Annotated in this window: 14 protein-coding genes; 10 read left to right on the forward strand and 4 right to left on the reverse strand. The window is 51.7% G+C overall.

Translation table 11 applies throughout. The annotated features are described in order from the left end of the window. Positions 1 to 198 precede the first annotated feature (198 nt). Positions 199 to 693: a GAF domain-containing protein gene (locus tag ACFQ3W_RS14120; protein ID WP_379319874.1), complete on the reverse strand. Its 495-nt coding sequence runs from the start codon at positions 691 to 693 to the stop codon at positions 199 to 201. 232 nt (positions 694 to 925) lie between these two features. Here ACFQ3W_RS14120 and ACFQ3W_RS14125 point away from each other — a divergent pair, with 232 nt between their 5' ends. Next, positions 926 to 1,126 carry an aspartyl-phosphate phosphatase Spo0E family protein gene (locus tag ACFQ3W_RS14125; RefSeq protein ID WP_379319875.1) on the forward strand — a complete coding sequence of 67 codons (201 nt, stop codon included), beginning with the start codon at positions 926 to 928 and terminating at the stop codon, positions 1,124 to 1,126. Here ACFQ3W_RS14125 and ACFQ3W_RS14130 read toward each other — a convergent pair. Beyond that, complete coding sequence (locus ACFQ3W_RS14130) at positions 1,108 to 2,073, reverse strand: alpha/beta hydrolase (RefSeq protein ID WP_379319876.1); 966 nt, start codon at positions 2,071 to 2,073, stop codon at positions 1,108 to 1,110. The two genes, ACFQ3W_RS14125 and ACFQ3W_RS14130, sit on opposite strands and share 19 nt — an antisense overlap. Positions 2,074 to 2,275: 202 nt before the next feature. Between ACFQ3W_RS14130 and ACFQ3W_RS14135 the strand changes: the two genes are divergently transcribed. The 6 genes from ACFQ3W_RS14135 to ACFQ3W_RS14160 all read left to right on the forward strand — a co-directional run bounded on the left by ACFQ3W_RS14135 (position 2,276) and on the right by ACFQ3W_RS14160 (position 6,502). After that, positions 2,276 to 2,848: a GNAT family N-acetyltransferase gene (locus tag ACFQ3W_RS14135; RefSeq protein ID WP_379319877.1), complete on the forward strand. Its 573-nt coding sequence runs from the start codon at positions 2,276 to 2,278 to the stop codon at positions 2,846 to 2,848. 2 nt (positions 2,849 to 2,850) lie between these two features. Further along, positions 2,851 to 3,606: an energy-coupling factor transporter transmembrane component T family protein gene (locus ACFQ3W_RS14140; protein WP_379319878.1), complete on the forward strand. Its 756-nt coding sequence runs from the start codon at positions 2,851 to 2,853 to the stop codon at positions 3,604 to 3,606. A gap of 109 nt (positions 3,607 to 3,715) precedes the next feature. Then, entirely contained in the window at positions 3,716 to 4,312 is a 597-nt protein-coding gene (locus ACFQ3W_RS14145; protein ID WP_379319879.1) for an ECF transporter S component, read from the forward strand. Between the two features lies 1 nt (position 4,313). Then, positions 4,314 to 5,918 carry an ABC transporter ATP-binding protein gene (locus ACFQ3W_RS14150; protein WP_379319880.1) on the forward strand — a complete coding sequence of 535 codons (1,605 nt, stop codon included), beginning with the start codon at positions 4,314 to 4,316 and terminating at the stop codon, positions 5,916 to 5,918. Positions 5,919 to 5,965: 47 nt separating this feature from the next. Further along, positions 5,966 to 6,307 (forward strand): hypothetical protein, encoded by a 342-nt coding sequence (locus tag ACFQ3W_RS14155; RefSeq protein ID WP_379319881.1) that lies wholly within the window; start codon positions 5,966 to 5,968, stop codon positions 6,305 to 6,307. A 21-nt stretch (positions 6,308 to 6,328) separates the two neighbouring features. Next, a complete protein-coding gene (locus ACFQ3W_RS14160) occupies positions 6,329 to 6,502 on the forward strand; it encodes a hypothetical protein (protein ID WP_379319882.1) in 174 nt (57 codons plus the stop codon). Between the two features lie 97 nt (positions 6,503 to 6,599). Here ACFQ3W_RS14160 and ACFQ3W_RS14165 read toward each other — a convergent pair whose 3' ends face one another. Beyond that, positions 6,600 to 7,067, reverse strand: coding sequence for a MarR family winged helix-turn-helix transcriptional regulator (locus tag ACFQ3W_RS14165; RefSeq protein ID WP_379319946.1), 468 nt, complete (start codon positions 7,065 to 7,067; stop codon positions 6,600 to 6,602). Positions 7,068 to 7,360: 293 nt separating this feature from the next. Here ACFQ3W_RS14165 and ACFQ3W_RS14170 point away from each other — a divergent pair, with 293 nt between their 5' ends. The 3 genes from ACFQ3W_RS14170 to ACFQ3W_RS14180 all read left to right on the forward strand — a co-directional run bounded on the left by ACFQ3W_RS14170 (position 7,361) and on the right by ACFQ3W_RS14180 (position 10,777). Beyond that, positions 7,361 to 8,698: an MFS transporter gene (locus ACFQ3W_RS14170; protein ID WP_379319883.1), complete on the forward strand. Its 1,338-nt coding sequence runs from the start codon at positions 7,361 to 7,363 to the stop codon at positions 8,696 to 8,698. A gap of 88 nt (positions 8,699 to 8,786) precedes the next feature. Further along, on the forward strand, positions 8,787 to 9,494 hold the full coding sequence (locus ACFQ3W_RS14175) for an ABC transporter ATP-binding protein (protein WP_379319884.1): 708 nt from the start codon (positions 8,787 to 8,789) through the stop codon (positions 9,492 to 9,494). A 38-nt stretch (positions 9,495 to 9,532) separates the two neighbouring features. Then, positions 9,533 to 10,777, forward strand: coding sequence for an ABC transporter permease (locus tag ACFQ3W_RS14180; RefSeq protein ID WP_379319885.1), 1,245 nt, complete (start codon positions 9,533 to 9,535; stop codon positions 10,775 to 10,777). A 47-nt stretch (positions 10,778 to 10,824) separates the two neighbouring features. Here ACFQ3W_RS14180 and ACFQ3W_RS14185 read toward each other — a convergent pair whose 3' ends face one another. Then, the gene (locus ACFQ3W_RS14185) at positions 10,825 to 12,102 is read right to left on the reverse strand and encodes a BaiN/RdsA family NAD(P)/FAD-dependent oxidoreductase (RefSeq protein WP_379319886.1); all 1,278 of its coding nucleotides are present in this window, start codon (positions 12,100 to 12,102) and stop codon (positions 10,825 to 10,827) included. Positions 12,103 to 12,203: the final 101 nt, after the last annotated feature.

Below are 12,203 nucleotides of genomic sequence, written 5' to 3' on the forward strand. Positions count from 1 at the left end.
AAAGACAGGCCAGATTCAAAAAGCTGACGGGAGCAGGAAGTGGAAAGTAGGAAGTAGGAAGTAGTACAAAAAGAATGGGTATGGGGTAAAAACGGACGGACCCCCATACCCAATTCTTTTCCCTATGCGCGTAAACATATGGTTTAAATAAGGACCTAGCCGCGGGCTAGGTTTTTCTTACTAACCGGATGTACGTGGTTAACCGATTGCAGCAGGCAACTGCTCGGTCAGAACAGCTACGAATTGCTCCAGAAACACTTGGTCCGCTTCGTTGAAGCGGCTCTTTATAGGACTGTCGATATCCAACACCCCAAGCAAGCGGTCGTCCTTCACGATCGGAACGACAATTTCGCTCATGGAAGCCGCATCACAAGCTATGTGCCCTGGAAACGCATGAACGTCGTCGATTCTTAATGTTTCACGGCGCTCCGCACTCGTACCACACACGCCTTTTCCTAGTGGAATCCGTATGCAGGCCGGCAGGCCCTGAAAAGGCCCAAGCACCAGTTCGTGGTCGTCAAATAAATAAAATCCGACCCAATTGATTTCATCCAAATAAAAACGCAGCAAAGCTGCGGCATTGGCCAGGTTGGCCACATAACTGCTTTCCCCATAAATCAGACCGCGAAGCTGCGACAGCACCGCATGATCCCGCTCCTCGCGGGTGCCTGAATATTGGCCTGCTTCAAACATGACAGCATCCCCCTCTCCTTCATGCCACCGCCCGAGCAAGCAAGCATCGTTAAATAAGCTACAGCGGCAGCGATAAGGCTATTATAAATGATGTAGCAGCTAAGGAGTTAGCTCTTTAAGACATCAAATTACAAACTCCGACACAGAGTGCTAAATTTTATCAAATTTGCAAAATATGTTTTTTGGCATCATGCGGTAAAATAGGTTTAACCTAATAGAAAAGGTGATTTCTATGGTATCTCAATCTTATGGCAGCACTCGCCGATCTAATAATCGAATAAGCAATGATCTTAAGGCGACGATCGAGCATTTGCGCTCCGAATTGATGAGTGCCGCGACTGGGAACAATTTCAATAGCGGGACTATTTTAGAGTTGAGTCAGCGCCTGGATCAGTATATTGTTCTCGCCCAAAATCAAATGCTCGGCAAATAGGAAGCTTCTGTAGCGTCTGAACCAAGGACATCCGAAATGAAATTGTGGACTTCCTCGGTATAACGCTTAGGGTTAACTCCGTATGCATTTGCGTGAACCGCACCTTCGACGAGAACCAGTCTTTTGGGCTCTGGCTTGTGTTGGTAGAGCTCTTTGCTCATATAGGTGGGCACATAGTTGTCTTCTGTGCCGTGAATGAACAGCACCGGCAGTCCGCTCCGCTTCACCGCTCTGATAGGGCTGACCTGACTAAGCTTAAATCCGGCCTTCCGCTGTAATCGCCTGTTAACCAACGGCAGAATAGGGGCTGCAGGCAGCTTGTATAGTTTGGTAATTTGATGTCGCATCAATTTAGTTAAATCGGAATATGGGCAATCCGCGATGACGAACTTGACGGTTGGATGTGCAATGCCCAAATATTCCAGTACCGTCCCCCCGCCAAACGATTGACCGTGCAGTCCAATTACGCTATTTTCCCCGTAATGTTCCAAAATCCAGTCCACCCAAGCCTGTACATCGTATTTTTCCAAATAACCGTAAGTGGTGTATTCGCCTTCACTATTGCCGTGCCGACGTTGATCGATCAATAGAATATTAAACCCGGCTTCCTCGAACATATCGATGTATTGCGTCGACGCATGGAGTGATACGGTGTAGCCGTGGACGATGATTATGAATCGATTCGACCCCGGATAAGATTCAAGCAGGTACCCACTTAGTCGCAGGCCGTCCTTGGAAGTAACTTGGACCGGGCGTTTGTCCAGCGCATCGAACCGTTCTTTCGTATAGACCCCGGTGCGCTCCAAATATTCATAGATACTTTCCATCGTCTGCAGCCGCATTTGGGCAATTTGCCGAACCGCAAACTTGATCAGCAAACCTCCGGAAACGACAATCAACAGCAGAATCGCCGTCACGACTGCGGTGAAACCTACCCTGAAAACCATTCTAGCTTCCTCCTTCAAAACCTACCCGGTTTAACGACTCGGTTTGGAATCGTCTCTCTTTTTACATGATTATAGTATCACCGAAAAGTACGTTAGAAAATCGCATGACCTCGCAAAATTTGCGGTTCCCTTTGACGATGTTCATTCAGTTATGTTTAGCTATTGATAGGTGCTCTTGATTCAAGTTAGGAGGAGAAAGCTGTTGTATAGATGCAGCGGGAATATACCTGTCATAGAAGGCGAAAGATTGCGGCTGCGGCCTATGGAATCTGCGGATGCAGCTGTAATGTTCAAATATTGGAGTGATCCCAAGGTAGTGAAGTACATAAATTTGCCTCCGTTTGCTTCGGTAGAAGATACTCGGGAGATGATCAATTTTCTGAACGGCCTGGCCGAGACGGAGGACGCGTTGCGTTTTGGCATTGAGCTGAAGGAGGAACGGAAGCTGATCGGCAGCTGCGGCTTCAATGTATGGGAGCTGTCCGGAGCATATCGCGGCGAGATCGGCTACGATTTAGGGCTGGAATATTGGGGACATGGTTACATGTCAGAGGCGCTGCGAATGCTCCTTGCATACGGATATGAGACGATGGGGTTAAACCGCATTGAAGCGTTGATTGATCCGCGAAACCGGGCTTCCCGCCGTTTGGTGGAGGCGTTTGGGTTTACGGAGGAAGGGCTGCTAAGGGAATACCAGCGGTTGGAAACAGGGTTTGTCGATTTGCTGATGTATTCTCTGCTAAAGAGAGAGTATTATTCAGGAGGGAAAAGATAGCGATGGCTTTATCACGTTCATCCCAGCGAAACCTGCTGGAAAGGCTGGACCCGCTAAGCAAGCTGGTGGCGACATTATGTATAGCGATTTTGGCCATGCATTGGGACGAGCCGTTATGGCTGGGTGTTATGCTGCTCACGCTAATTGGGATCGCACGGTTTGGAGCTACTATAAGCTGGAGTAGGCTGGGGAATAGAATACTGTTTATTGCAAAATTCGGAATACCACTCATGATTTTAACGGCGATAGCGGCGCGTTCAAGCGGAGCCGTAATTTCTGCTGGACCACTGCAGCTTTCGGTCGGTGCGCTTGCGGCGGCAGCGGCGGTGACGCTCCGTTTGTTTTGTCTTTTCCTATCGTCACTGGTGTATATGGAGACGACGGACCCCAAGGATTTCGTGGTGATCATGACGACCCGGCTCAAACTGCCTTACCGCTTTGTGTTTGGTGTATCCATGGCGCTGACATTTTTACCGCTGCTGGCCGAGGAGCGCAAGGTGTCCACCGCTGCACGTAAAATCCGCTTTGGAAGGGAGCCGCGGGGGAGGCTTGAGCGTCTTCGAATGTGGCAGGGCAGTCTGTATTCCGTATTCGCTGGTGCCATCCGGCGGGTGGAACAGACAGCGGGCGCCATGGATGTCAAAGGATTTGGCGCATATTCGGAAAGGACATATCTTCGCGAAGTAAATTTAGAGCCTGCAGGAATTTGGCTAATATGCCTAAGCTCGCTTGTAACAGCGTTTCTTTGGTTTTTGTAAGAGGCTAAAACGGGTGAGCTGTCCCAAAAAAGGACTTGACGCGAAGTGATTGTTAACCTAAATTCATATTTGAGGTTAACAATTGAGTTTCGAGAGGATGGAAATTGAAATGAAAGAGCAATCAAGCAGAAAAGGTTTTGCCAAGTTTACGACGCTGGATATCGTGCTGATGGCGATGCTGGCCGCAGCCAACGCCGTCATGACCGTTTATTTATCCCAGGTTAACCAGGCTTTGAACGGGTTGGGTGGACCGATCGCAACTTCTACGATCACCGGACTGTATATGATTTATGGACTGCTAGCCTACTATATCATTCGAAAACCGGGCACAGCGCTGATTACATATGGAATTGGAGCGGTCGTGCAGTCATTTATGGGCTCAGCCTACGGCATTCTTTCTTGCTTTGCGGCAGCGGCTTGTTACCTGATCATCGCAGAGGCTGTGTTTGCTGCTTTTCGTTACAAGAACTGGAGTTTGCCGGTGATGATGTTTACCGGGGGAGCTATGGTGCCCGTATGGTTTTTCTTCGCTGCGCAAATGTTCGGCTATACCAAATGGGGAACCGGCGTACTGCTCGTCGCTTTGTGCGTGCGGATCATGAGCGGGATTTTACTGTGTGGCCTTCTGACCAAGCTGCTCGGTGACGCCTTGTCGCGCAGTGGATTGCTTCGCAGATTTGCAGTAAGTCGGGCTGTGGAATCCTAAAATGCTGGGGCCGGCATTGGAACTGAAGGATGTATGTTATGCCTACGAGCCGAATGCCTCTCTTGCGCTGGGACATGTCTCCCTTACGGTTAACGCCGGCGAATGGGTTGCGATCGTCGGTGCGAGCGGCAGCGGAAAATCGACGCTGGCCGGGCTCATTAGCGGCTACCTGCCGCGGGCCGGGGGAGGAATCAGGCAGGGGGAGCTGCGTGCCTGCGGTCTTGACCCTGCCGAGGCGGATATCGCCGAGGTGGCCCGGCACATCGGGGTCGTTTTTCAGGACCCCGATGCGCAGCTTGTCCAGGGACGGGTCGAAGACGAAGTCGCCTTCGGCCCGGAAAATCTGTGCGTCCCCGCCGCAGAAATCCGGCGGCGGGTAGCTGATGCGCTGAACGCGGTGGACCTTGCGTCCCGGCGCATGGACCGCGTGCACGCCCTGTCCGGGGGCGTGCGTCAGCGCACCGCCATCGCGGCGGTGCTGGCGCTGACGCCGTCGCTGCTCGTCCTCGACGAGGCGACGGCTAGCCTTGACGCCGCCTCGCGGCGGCGTCTGCAAGCGCTGCTGCGCCGCTTGCATGGCGAGGGCCGGACCGTGCTGACGCTGTCCGGCCGGATCGACGAGCTCGCGGGCGCGGCCCCGCGGCTCGTGGTGCTCGAGGCCGGCACCGTCCTGCCGGACGGTCCGGCCGATGAGCTGCTCCGCAGCGAGCGAGCACGCCTTGCGCAGCTTGGCCTGCTCCAGGCCGCGCCTGCTGCGGTCGCTCAGGCTGCTGCGCCGCAGCAGTATGCCCCTGCCGAGGCACAAGATAGCTTGGCCGAAGCGCCACCCGCGGCACTTTCGTCCTCACCAGCATCTACGTCGTCGCACCTCGCCGCGCCGCCAAACGCATCGCAAGCCCCGCTGCTCACGGTGCGCGGCCTAACCTACGCCTACGACCGCAAGGCGGAGCCGGTGCTGCGAAATGTGGAGCTGTCGCTTCAGCCCGGTGAATGGCGGCTGCTCTGCGGGGAGAATGGTTCCGGAAAAACGACGTTATCCCGACTGATCATGGGCTTGATCCGTCCGCCAAAAGGCACCGTATTTTGGCGGGGCCAGGATATTTCCAGCTTATCGCTGTACCGTCTAGCATCTGACATCGGGTACATCTTTCAGCAGCCGGAGCAGCAATTCGTCGCGCACACGGTGATGGATGAGCTGCTCTACGGCCCGCGCTCCGAGTTCCGGCTTCGGCCAGCTGATCCGCTGCCTGAGGATTTGCAGCTCCGCGCCTGTCAAATGCTCGAAGCGATAGGCTTGAGCGAGAAAACGGAGCTTTCGCCTTACTTGCTTAGCGGCGGGGAGAAGCGGCTGCTTAGTGTGGCAGCAGCAATGATCAGCCCAAAGCAGCTTTACATTCTCGATGAACCTACCGCCGGGATCGATTACAACGGGCTGCGGATACTGATCCGCCTGTGCAGCGATGCGGTAGCCGCCGGAGCTTCCCTCATCGTCATCACCCATGAGCCTAACCTGTTTGCCGGCACACCAGCGGAGCGCTGGAACATGGAGAACATTTCACCTGGCTCCATTCGGGCAAACATGGGTTTAAACTTATATAACGTATAAAAATTCCCACTTCTTCGCACCTTAACGAAGAAAGGGGAGGTGTTACCATGAATAAAGAGATGAATGTCGATCAAAGCACCCTAGTTGACGCATGGCAGAAGCAGCTTCCGGAGTACTTGAATCCTGGGGATTCGGCCCAGGTGCAAGCCGATGCGGCCGATCCCAAGGGGCTTCGGATTCATATCGACGCGGCCGGTCATCAATTTTTTTCATTTGATTTTCAGTGCTCTTATCTGGATCGTCGGGAGGTACAGGTGGAGTTGGTTGATGTGGAACGAGCCGGGCAAACCGTGGCTGAGAATACCGAACAAATCCAGGAGCTGACCGGAGATTACGTAAGGCATATCCATGAATGTGCTCAAGCTCTATCCCCCATGACCAATCCCTAACGAGAAAGCGAGGACTAACGGATGACACGGCATAAAGGCGGAGCGGATAAAAACTTAAGCAACGTCGTACAGGATTTGGAGCATAGTCCGGCGACGAGCCAGGAAGCGCAGCAATTGCAGCAATCGGTGAATGATCAGCGGCATCGGGATGCGCATAATCACCATAAGAAAAAGGATATGGATCCTACTCATTGATCATGGTTGTTACAGGAAATACAAAGCGCGAGTAACCAGGAGCGATATCAATCGTTTCTGGACTCGCGCTATTTGCATATGGCCGGGTTGTACAATTTTATTTCCGCATTAATGGAGCAAGCTTCTCTGCTTCTCTTCCCATTTTTTTAAGCAAATCAATCATCGTTTCTTTCTCTTCGTCGGTTAGACCGCTTAAAGCATGATTGATGCGTTCAGCAAACTCCGGGTATAACTGGTCCATCATCTCTTTGCCCTTTGGAGTAAGCTCCGCATAGATGACCCGGCGGTCGCGTGGGCATGGAGTGCGATGCAGCAAACCGGCCGACTCCAACTTATCGATCACATAAGTTACGTTCCCGCTTTGCAGCAGCAGTTTAGCGCCGATCTGTTGAATAGGCTGCGATCCTTTATAGTATAGGACCTCCAAAACTGCGAAAGCCGTAGGATTAAAACCCTGGATTTTGCTGCCCGTCACTGCGTGCTCGTTAACACTCTTAAATGACTTGGCAAAGACCCGGTATAAATGCAGCGACAAGTCAGTTCCACGTTCCTCGGTTTTCAACATATTCATTCATCCCGCCTTATTTTATATTTGTGAATGTTTTTACATAACAGAAATTAGTGATATCTTAGAACACTCAGCAAATAAAAAAAATATAATTTATCACAATTTGCGGCTTTTAGGATGTAAACTGATTCCAACTCGCAAAAATACCACTTTTTGCTTTGTTCTAGTCCTGAAGAACGGCCTAAATTTCATTCCTAAGCCAGAAACTGGTATCATTCCGGAGACGGATGGAACAAAACGGCAAAAGTTCTAAGATAACAGCATAACGATAAAGGAATGGGTGAAAAGTGATGCTGTTTTCTAAGAAAGAGGAATTGTCGGCGGGCGGAAAAGCGAACGGGAAAGGGCTGCTTCATAATCGCGCTTATATGTGTCTGATGTCCGCACAGCTGATCTCTAATTTGGGGGATTGGTTGTATTTGCTAGCTTTACTGACGATGGTTGGCTTAAAGTGGAACGCCACTCCGTGGCAGATTACAGCTGTTTCTCTGTGCATGCTGCTGCCGATGTTATTAGGGGGACCGCTAGCCGGGTTGCTGTCGGACCGAGTAGAGCGGAAGCGTTTGATGATCATTTCTGACCTTGCGCGCGTAATCATCGTGCTCGGGCTTGTGTTTGTAACAGACATTTGGCAGGTGTACGCACTGCTTATTGCAAAAGGCGTTTTTGATGTTATTTTCTCTCCAGCTAAGAGCGGAAAAATCAAGGAGTTTGTTCCATCCGAGCATATGGAAAAGGCGGTGTCCTACAGCGCGATTATTGAGCAAGGCAGCAAAATTGTGGGCCCTGCCTTGGGCGGTATGCTGACTGCTGCCTTTGGCATTTCGGCTTGCTTCATTATTAATGCGGTATCCTTCCTGATTTCTGCAATCATCTTGTTTGGGGTTCCGGGCAAGCCCGCAAAAACGAACATCGAAGGATCGGACAGCAGTAAAGAAACAGAAAAACCGAACAAAACCGGCTTCTGGCATGAAATGGCCGCAGGCATGAAAATCATCGCCAGTATTCCGATCATCGCCTTTGGTACGTTGACCTTGGGAATGGCTATGCTAGTCCTGCAGATCGCGGATTCACAGTCCGTTGTGCTGTTCCGTGAAATTCCGGGTATTTCAGACGATATGTTAGGCTGGTGTATCACGCTGAGTGGTACCGGTACGCTGGCTGCAGCAGGGCTCATTCAATTACTAGCCCGGTGGTCGCCGCTGGTTAAAATGGGCACGGGCGCTGCGCTGCTTGGCATCGTGTTTGCACTTGTGGGCGTTGTAGCGGTGCTTGGACCGATTAACGCCTGGGGTTATGCCCTTATTCTGTTTATCTTTTTCTTGGCCGGTATGGGGGCGGGCATGGCACTGATTCCGTTCCAGGTCGTACTTCAGCAGCGAACTCCCGAAACCTTGACCGGGCGTGTGTTTGGTACAGTCACCAGCATCACCTCGGCAGCCTCTGTCATCGGCCCGATGGTCGGAGCCTCTTTAGTAACGGCTTTTGGTCCGCAGCCTGCTTTCATACTGTCGGGAAGCCTAATGGCGGTCATTGGTCTGATGCTCCTTATCTTTAACCCGGCAATCATGAAACGCGACCAGAAATCCCAAGAATTGGCCCTAAGTGGCAGTATGGCCGCTTTATGAAAATGACACAGCCTTAAAGGTGAAATTTGCTTATACTCTATATTGGATTTACTATGAAACGTAGAAATATGACCATGGGGAGATTATTTTGGAAGAATCACTACTGGAAGTAACAATTGAGAAGGCGGGCTATGAAACGGGAAAGGCGGCGATTCGGGATGTTTCGCTAACGGTGAAGCCCGGTCGGCTTACCGGACTGATCGGCCCGAACGGGGCAGGGAAGAGCACGACGCTGAAAGCGATTCTGGGCCTCCTGCCTTACGGGGAAATGTCGGTGAAATTTAGTGGAGCATCGGATCATTATGCCTACATTCCCGAGCAGCCTGTCTTTTATGATACGCTGACGCTTTGGGAGCATCTGGGGTTGGCGGCAGCCGTTTATGGCATGGAGGAGCCCGATTTTGAGCGGGAAGCGATCTTTTTGTTGGAGAAATTTCGAATGATGGAAGCCAAGGATCAGCTCCCGGGATCGTTCTCGAAGGGGATGCGGCAAAAAATGATGCTGATGATCGGCTTTCTGGGCCGGCCGGACGTTTATATTGTCGATGAGCCGTTTATCGGTTTGGATCCGAGAGCAACGAAGGATTTTCTTGGTTTGCTTGAAGAGGAGCGCCGCCGCGGCGCCGGAGTGCTGATGTCGACGCATGTGCTGGATACGGCGGAACGGATTTGCGATGAATTTATTCTCATTTCAGGCGGGAGCGTCAAAGCGAGCGGCACGCTGGAGGATATCCGGTCAGCTGCTTCCATGCCGGAAGCAGCGCTGTTTGACTGCTTTGATGTACTGACTAATTAGAAAGGGAATGATGAATCTCCATGTCCGGCTTAACTTCAATGACCGCACATAAATTGTTTGTGCGAAGATGGACTGATCGCATGCGGGAGCAGTTTAAGATCCTTCGATCCATCGTTGATTTAACCATCTTATTGTACATCGGCATACCAGGGCTGCTGCTGGGCGGACGTGCCTATTACGGGCTGTGGAGCGAGCAACTGCCCGGCTGGGTCGCTTCGCTGCCTTATTTGCTCGTACCGTTTTTTTTGCTATTTTTCGTTTTCGTCTTTGCAGGCCTATCGCTTTATATTGAAGCCGGGGATGTATTGTTTTTGCGGCAGCGCCCTCTCTGGATCAGGGGGCTTATGCTGCGCGGCTGTATGGTGGGACTGGTGAAGCAAGCCTTGTTCCTTGGGGCGGCTTTTTTGCTGCTATGGCCGGTTTTTGCCCGGCATTATGGATTCAGTTCTACGGAAATAGGCATCTTGTATGCGGGAACGTTCACTATCAAAGCAGTGCTTATGCTGGCTTCTAATATACTAGCCGTGTTGACAAAGGGCTGGCGACGAATCGTATTAAGTTATCTTAGTTTGACATTGCTATCCACCATATATGTGGCTTGGGCGTTATCCGGGATCGAACGACCGTGGAGCAACGCTGTATATTTTGCGCTTAGCATCGTGGTTGCAGGAGCGCTTGGATGGTGCAGATTTCGGATTCAGGGCCGTTTCGATGCCGAGGTCCGTGAGGAGGAGCGGCAAAAAACGAAGCTGACCGCCTTGCTGCTGGCGTCGGCAGTGGACCGACCTAAAGCTCCGCATCAAAACGCTAAGCCTTGGCTGTTTCGCCATGTCCGCCGTATGCTGCCTTCGCGCAGTCCAGAGGCCCGAATTGCTGAGACGCTGGTCAAATCCTTTTTTCGCGGAAGCGAGCTAAAGCTTTATATTCAATTTACGCTGGCAGGCCTGGCTGCCATCCTTCTTCCCCCGTATCCAGGAAATACGATCGTGTATATCCTGGTGCTATTACTGCTGATTTTCTGGTTAAACAGTCACCGTCGAGCTTTTTTTGCCCGGGAGCTGATGAAGATTTTGCCCCTGGACAAAGGCATGGAATACCAATGCGCCGCACCGTCGATGCTGATGCTGCTGATGCCGGCGGTTATCTGCTTTACGGCAGGCTTTGGGATCAAGGCGTTCCCGGTATGGTGGGGACTACCAGTCGCGATCTTCGGCGGCATCCTTGTTACCGGAATCCTGGCCAGCTTTTATGGAAAAGTGGGCATAGCGTTAGCTCGAAAGTAACTCGAAGTAAAATGGACGATACCTAGCCTAATGCCGCATGTATTCGGTCAACCTTTCATCTCTACAGTCCTTTGCCCGGCATGGTAACCTGCGGTGTACCCGGTGGCGAAAGCGGCCGTAATGTTATAGCCACCGGTATAGCCGTGGATGTCAAGAATTTCGCCGCAAAAGTACAAGCCCGGCATCAGCTTCGAGCCCATCGTCTTGGGGTCGATTTCCTTCAGGTTGACACCTCCGCCGGTAACAAAGGCTTCTTCAAAGGAACGTGTGCCCGTAACCTTGAGCGTAAACTGCTTGAGCACGGCCAAGAAATTTAGCCAAGGTTCCTTTGGAAGATGCTCATAAGTGGTGTCCCCGGTCAAGCCGGACCGCTCGAACAGAAGCGGCAAAAGCCGTTCGGGGATTGTACCTTTGAATACATTCTTTAGCGCCTTCTTCGGCTCATTCGAGGCAAGCGCCTTTAGGCTGCTTTCCAGCTCTCCGGCCGACCGGCCCGGAAACAGGTCGAGTGACATAACAACGTTGCCGCCGCCGTTTTTTTGCTTGACCCCGCGAATAAAACCGCTGCAGCGAAGGGCGGCTGGGCCGGAGAGACCAAAATGAGTAAAGATCATGTCCCCTCGGTGAGAAACGACGGGCTTGCCCTTGGCATTCAGCACGGACAGCTTGATGTCTCGCAGGGAAAGACCTTGCAGCTCCCGACTTTGTATAAAGGGCTCCTTCGAAATGATCGGTACCTCTGTAGGATACAGCTCTGTAATCGTGTGTCCGGCAGCCTCCGCCCAAGGGTAACCGTCTCCGGTCGAGCCTGTGTGTGGCACCGACTTTCCTCCCGTCGCCACTATGATCGAATCGGTGTTAATCAGTTCGCCTGACGCCAGCTTGACTCCTTCTATATGACCCGCTTCAAATTTGATGCTTTCGACCGGTTGATGAACCAGCAGCTGGACGCCCAGAGAACGTGCTTTGCCGATCAATGCGTCGACTACAGATTTTGCTTTATCCGATACCGGAAACATTCTACCGTTATCTTCCTCCTTTAGCGCAATCCCCAGCTTTTCAAAGAAGGCGATAATATCCCGGTTGCTGAATAAAGAGAATGCGCTATAGAGGAAACGCCCGCCTCCAGGGATATAAGTAATCAGCTCGTCGACTTCCTTAGCATTCGTGACGTTGCAGCGTCCTCCTCCGGAAATACCGAGTTTTCGTCCGAGCTTGTCCCCTTTATCAAGCAGGGCAACGTTTGCCCCCTGCTCCGCGGCGGCGATTGCCGCCATCAAGCCAGAAGGGCCACCTCCGATGACAATCACATCATACCTCTTCATGTCGACACCCTTTCTATTTGTAATATCTTGCGCATATTTTTATCAAATAAGAATTATTGTAAAACTTTGTCGGCTATGTTTTAATCGAAACTAGAGTGGTA

It is taken from the genome of Paenibacillus puldeungensis (assembly GCF_042678945.1).
Classification (GTDB): domain Bacteria; phylum Bacillota; class Bacilli; order Paenibacillales; family Paenibacillaceae; genus Fontibacillus; species Fontibacillus puldeungensis.

Excerpts from the sequence above, each read along its gene's own strand:
- ACFQ3W_RS14145 (WP_379319879.1), top strand. The coding sequence starts at position 3,716 with ATGAAAGAGCAATCAAGCAGAAAAGGTTTTGCCAAGTTTACGACGCTG.
- ACFQ3W_RS14160 (WP_379319882.1), top strand. The coding sequence starts at position 6,329 with ATGACACGGCATAAAGGCGGAGCGGATAAAAACTTAAGCAACGTCGTA.
- ACFQ3W_RS14130 (WP_379319876.1), bottom strand. The coding sequence starts at position 2,073 with ATGGTTTTCAGGGTAGGTTTCACCGCAGTCGTGACGGCGATTCTGCTG.
- ACFQ3W_RS14170 (WP_379319883.1), top strand. The coding sequence starts at position 7,361 with ATGCTGTTTTCTAAGAAAGAGGAATTGTCGGCGGGCGGAAAAGCGAAC.
- ACFQ3W_RS14180 (WP_379319885.1), top strand. The coding sequence starts at position 9,533 with ATGACCGCACATAAATTGTTTGTGCGAAGATGGACTGATCGCATGCGG.
- ACFQ3W_RS14120 (WP_379319874.1), bottom strand. The coding sequence starts at position 693 with ATGTTTGAAGCAGGCCAATATTCAGGCACCCGCGAGGAGCGGGATCAT.
- ACFQ3W_RS14125 (WP_379319875.1), top strand. The coding sequence starts at position 926 with ATGGTATCTCAATCTTATGGCAGCACTCGCCGATCTAATAATCGAATA.
- ACFQ3W_RS14165 (WP_379319946.1), bottom strand. The coding sequence starts at position 7,067 with ATGTTGAAAACCGAGGAACGTGGAACTGACTTGTCGCTGCATTTATAC.
- ACFQ3W_RS14150 (WP_379319880.1), top strand. The coding sequence starts at position 4,314 with ATGCTGGGGCCGGCATTGGAACTGAAGGATGTATGTTATGCCTACGAG.
- ACFQ3W_RS14155 (WP_379319881.1), top strand. The coding sequence starts at position 5,966 with ATGAATAAAGAGATGAATGTCGATCAAAGCACCCTAGTTGACGCATGG.
- ACFQ3W_RS14185 (WP_379319886.1), bottom strand. The coding sequence starts at position 12,102 with ATGAAGAGGTATGATGTGATTGTCATCGGAGGTGGCCCTTCTGGCTTG.
- ACFQ3W_RS14140 (WP_379319878.1), top strand. The coding sequence starts at position 2,851 with ATGGCTTTATCACGTTCATCCCAGCGAAACCTGCTGGAAAGGCTGGAC.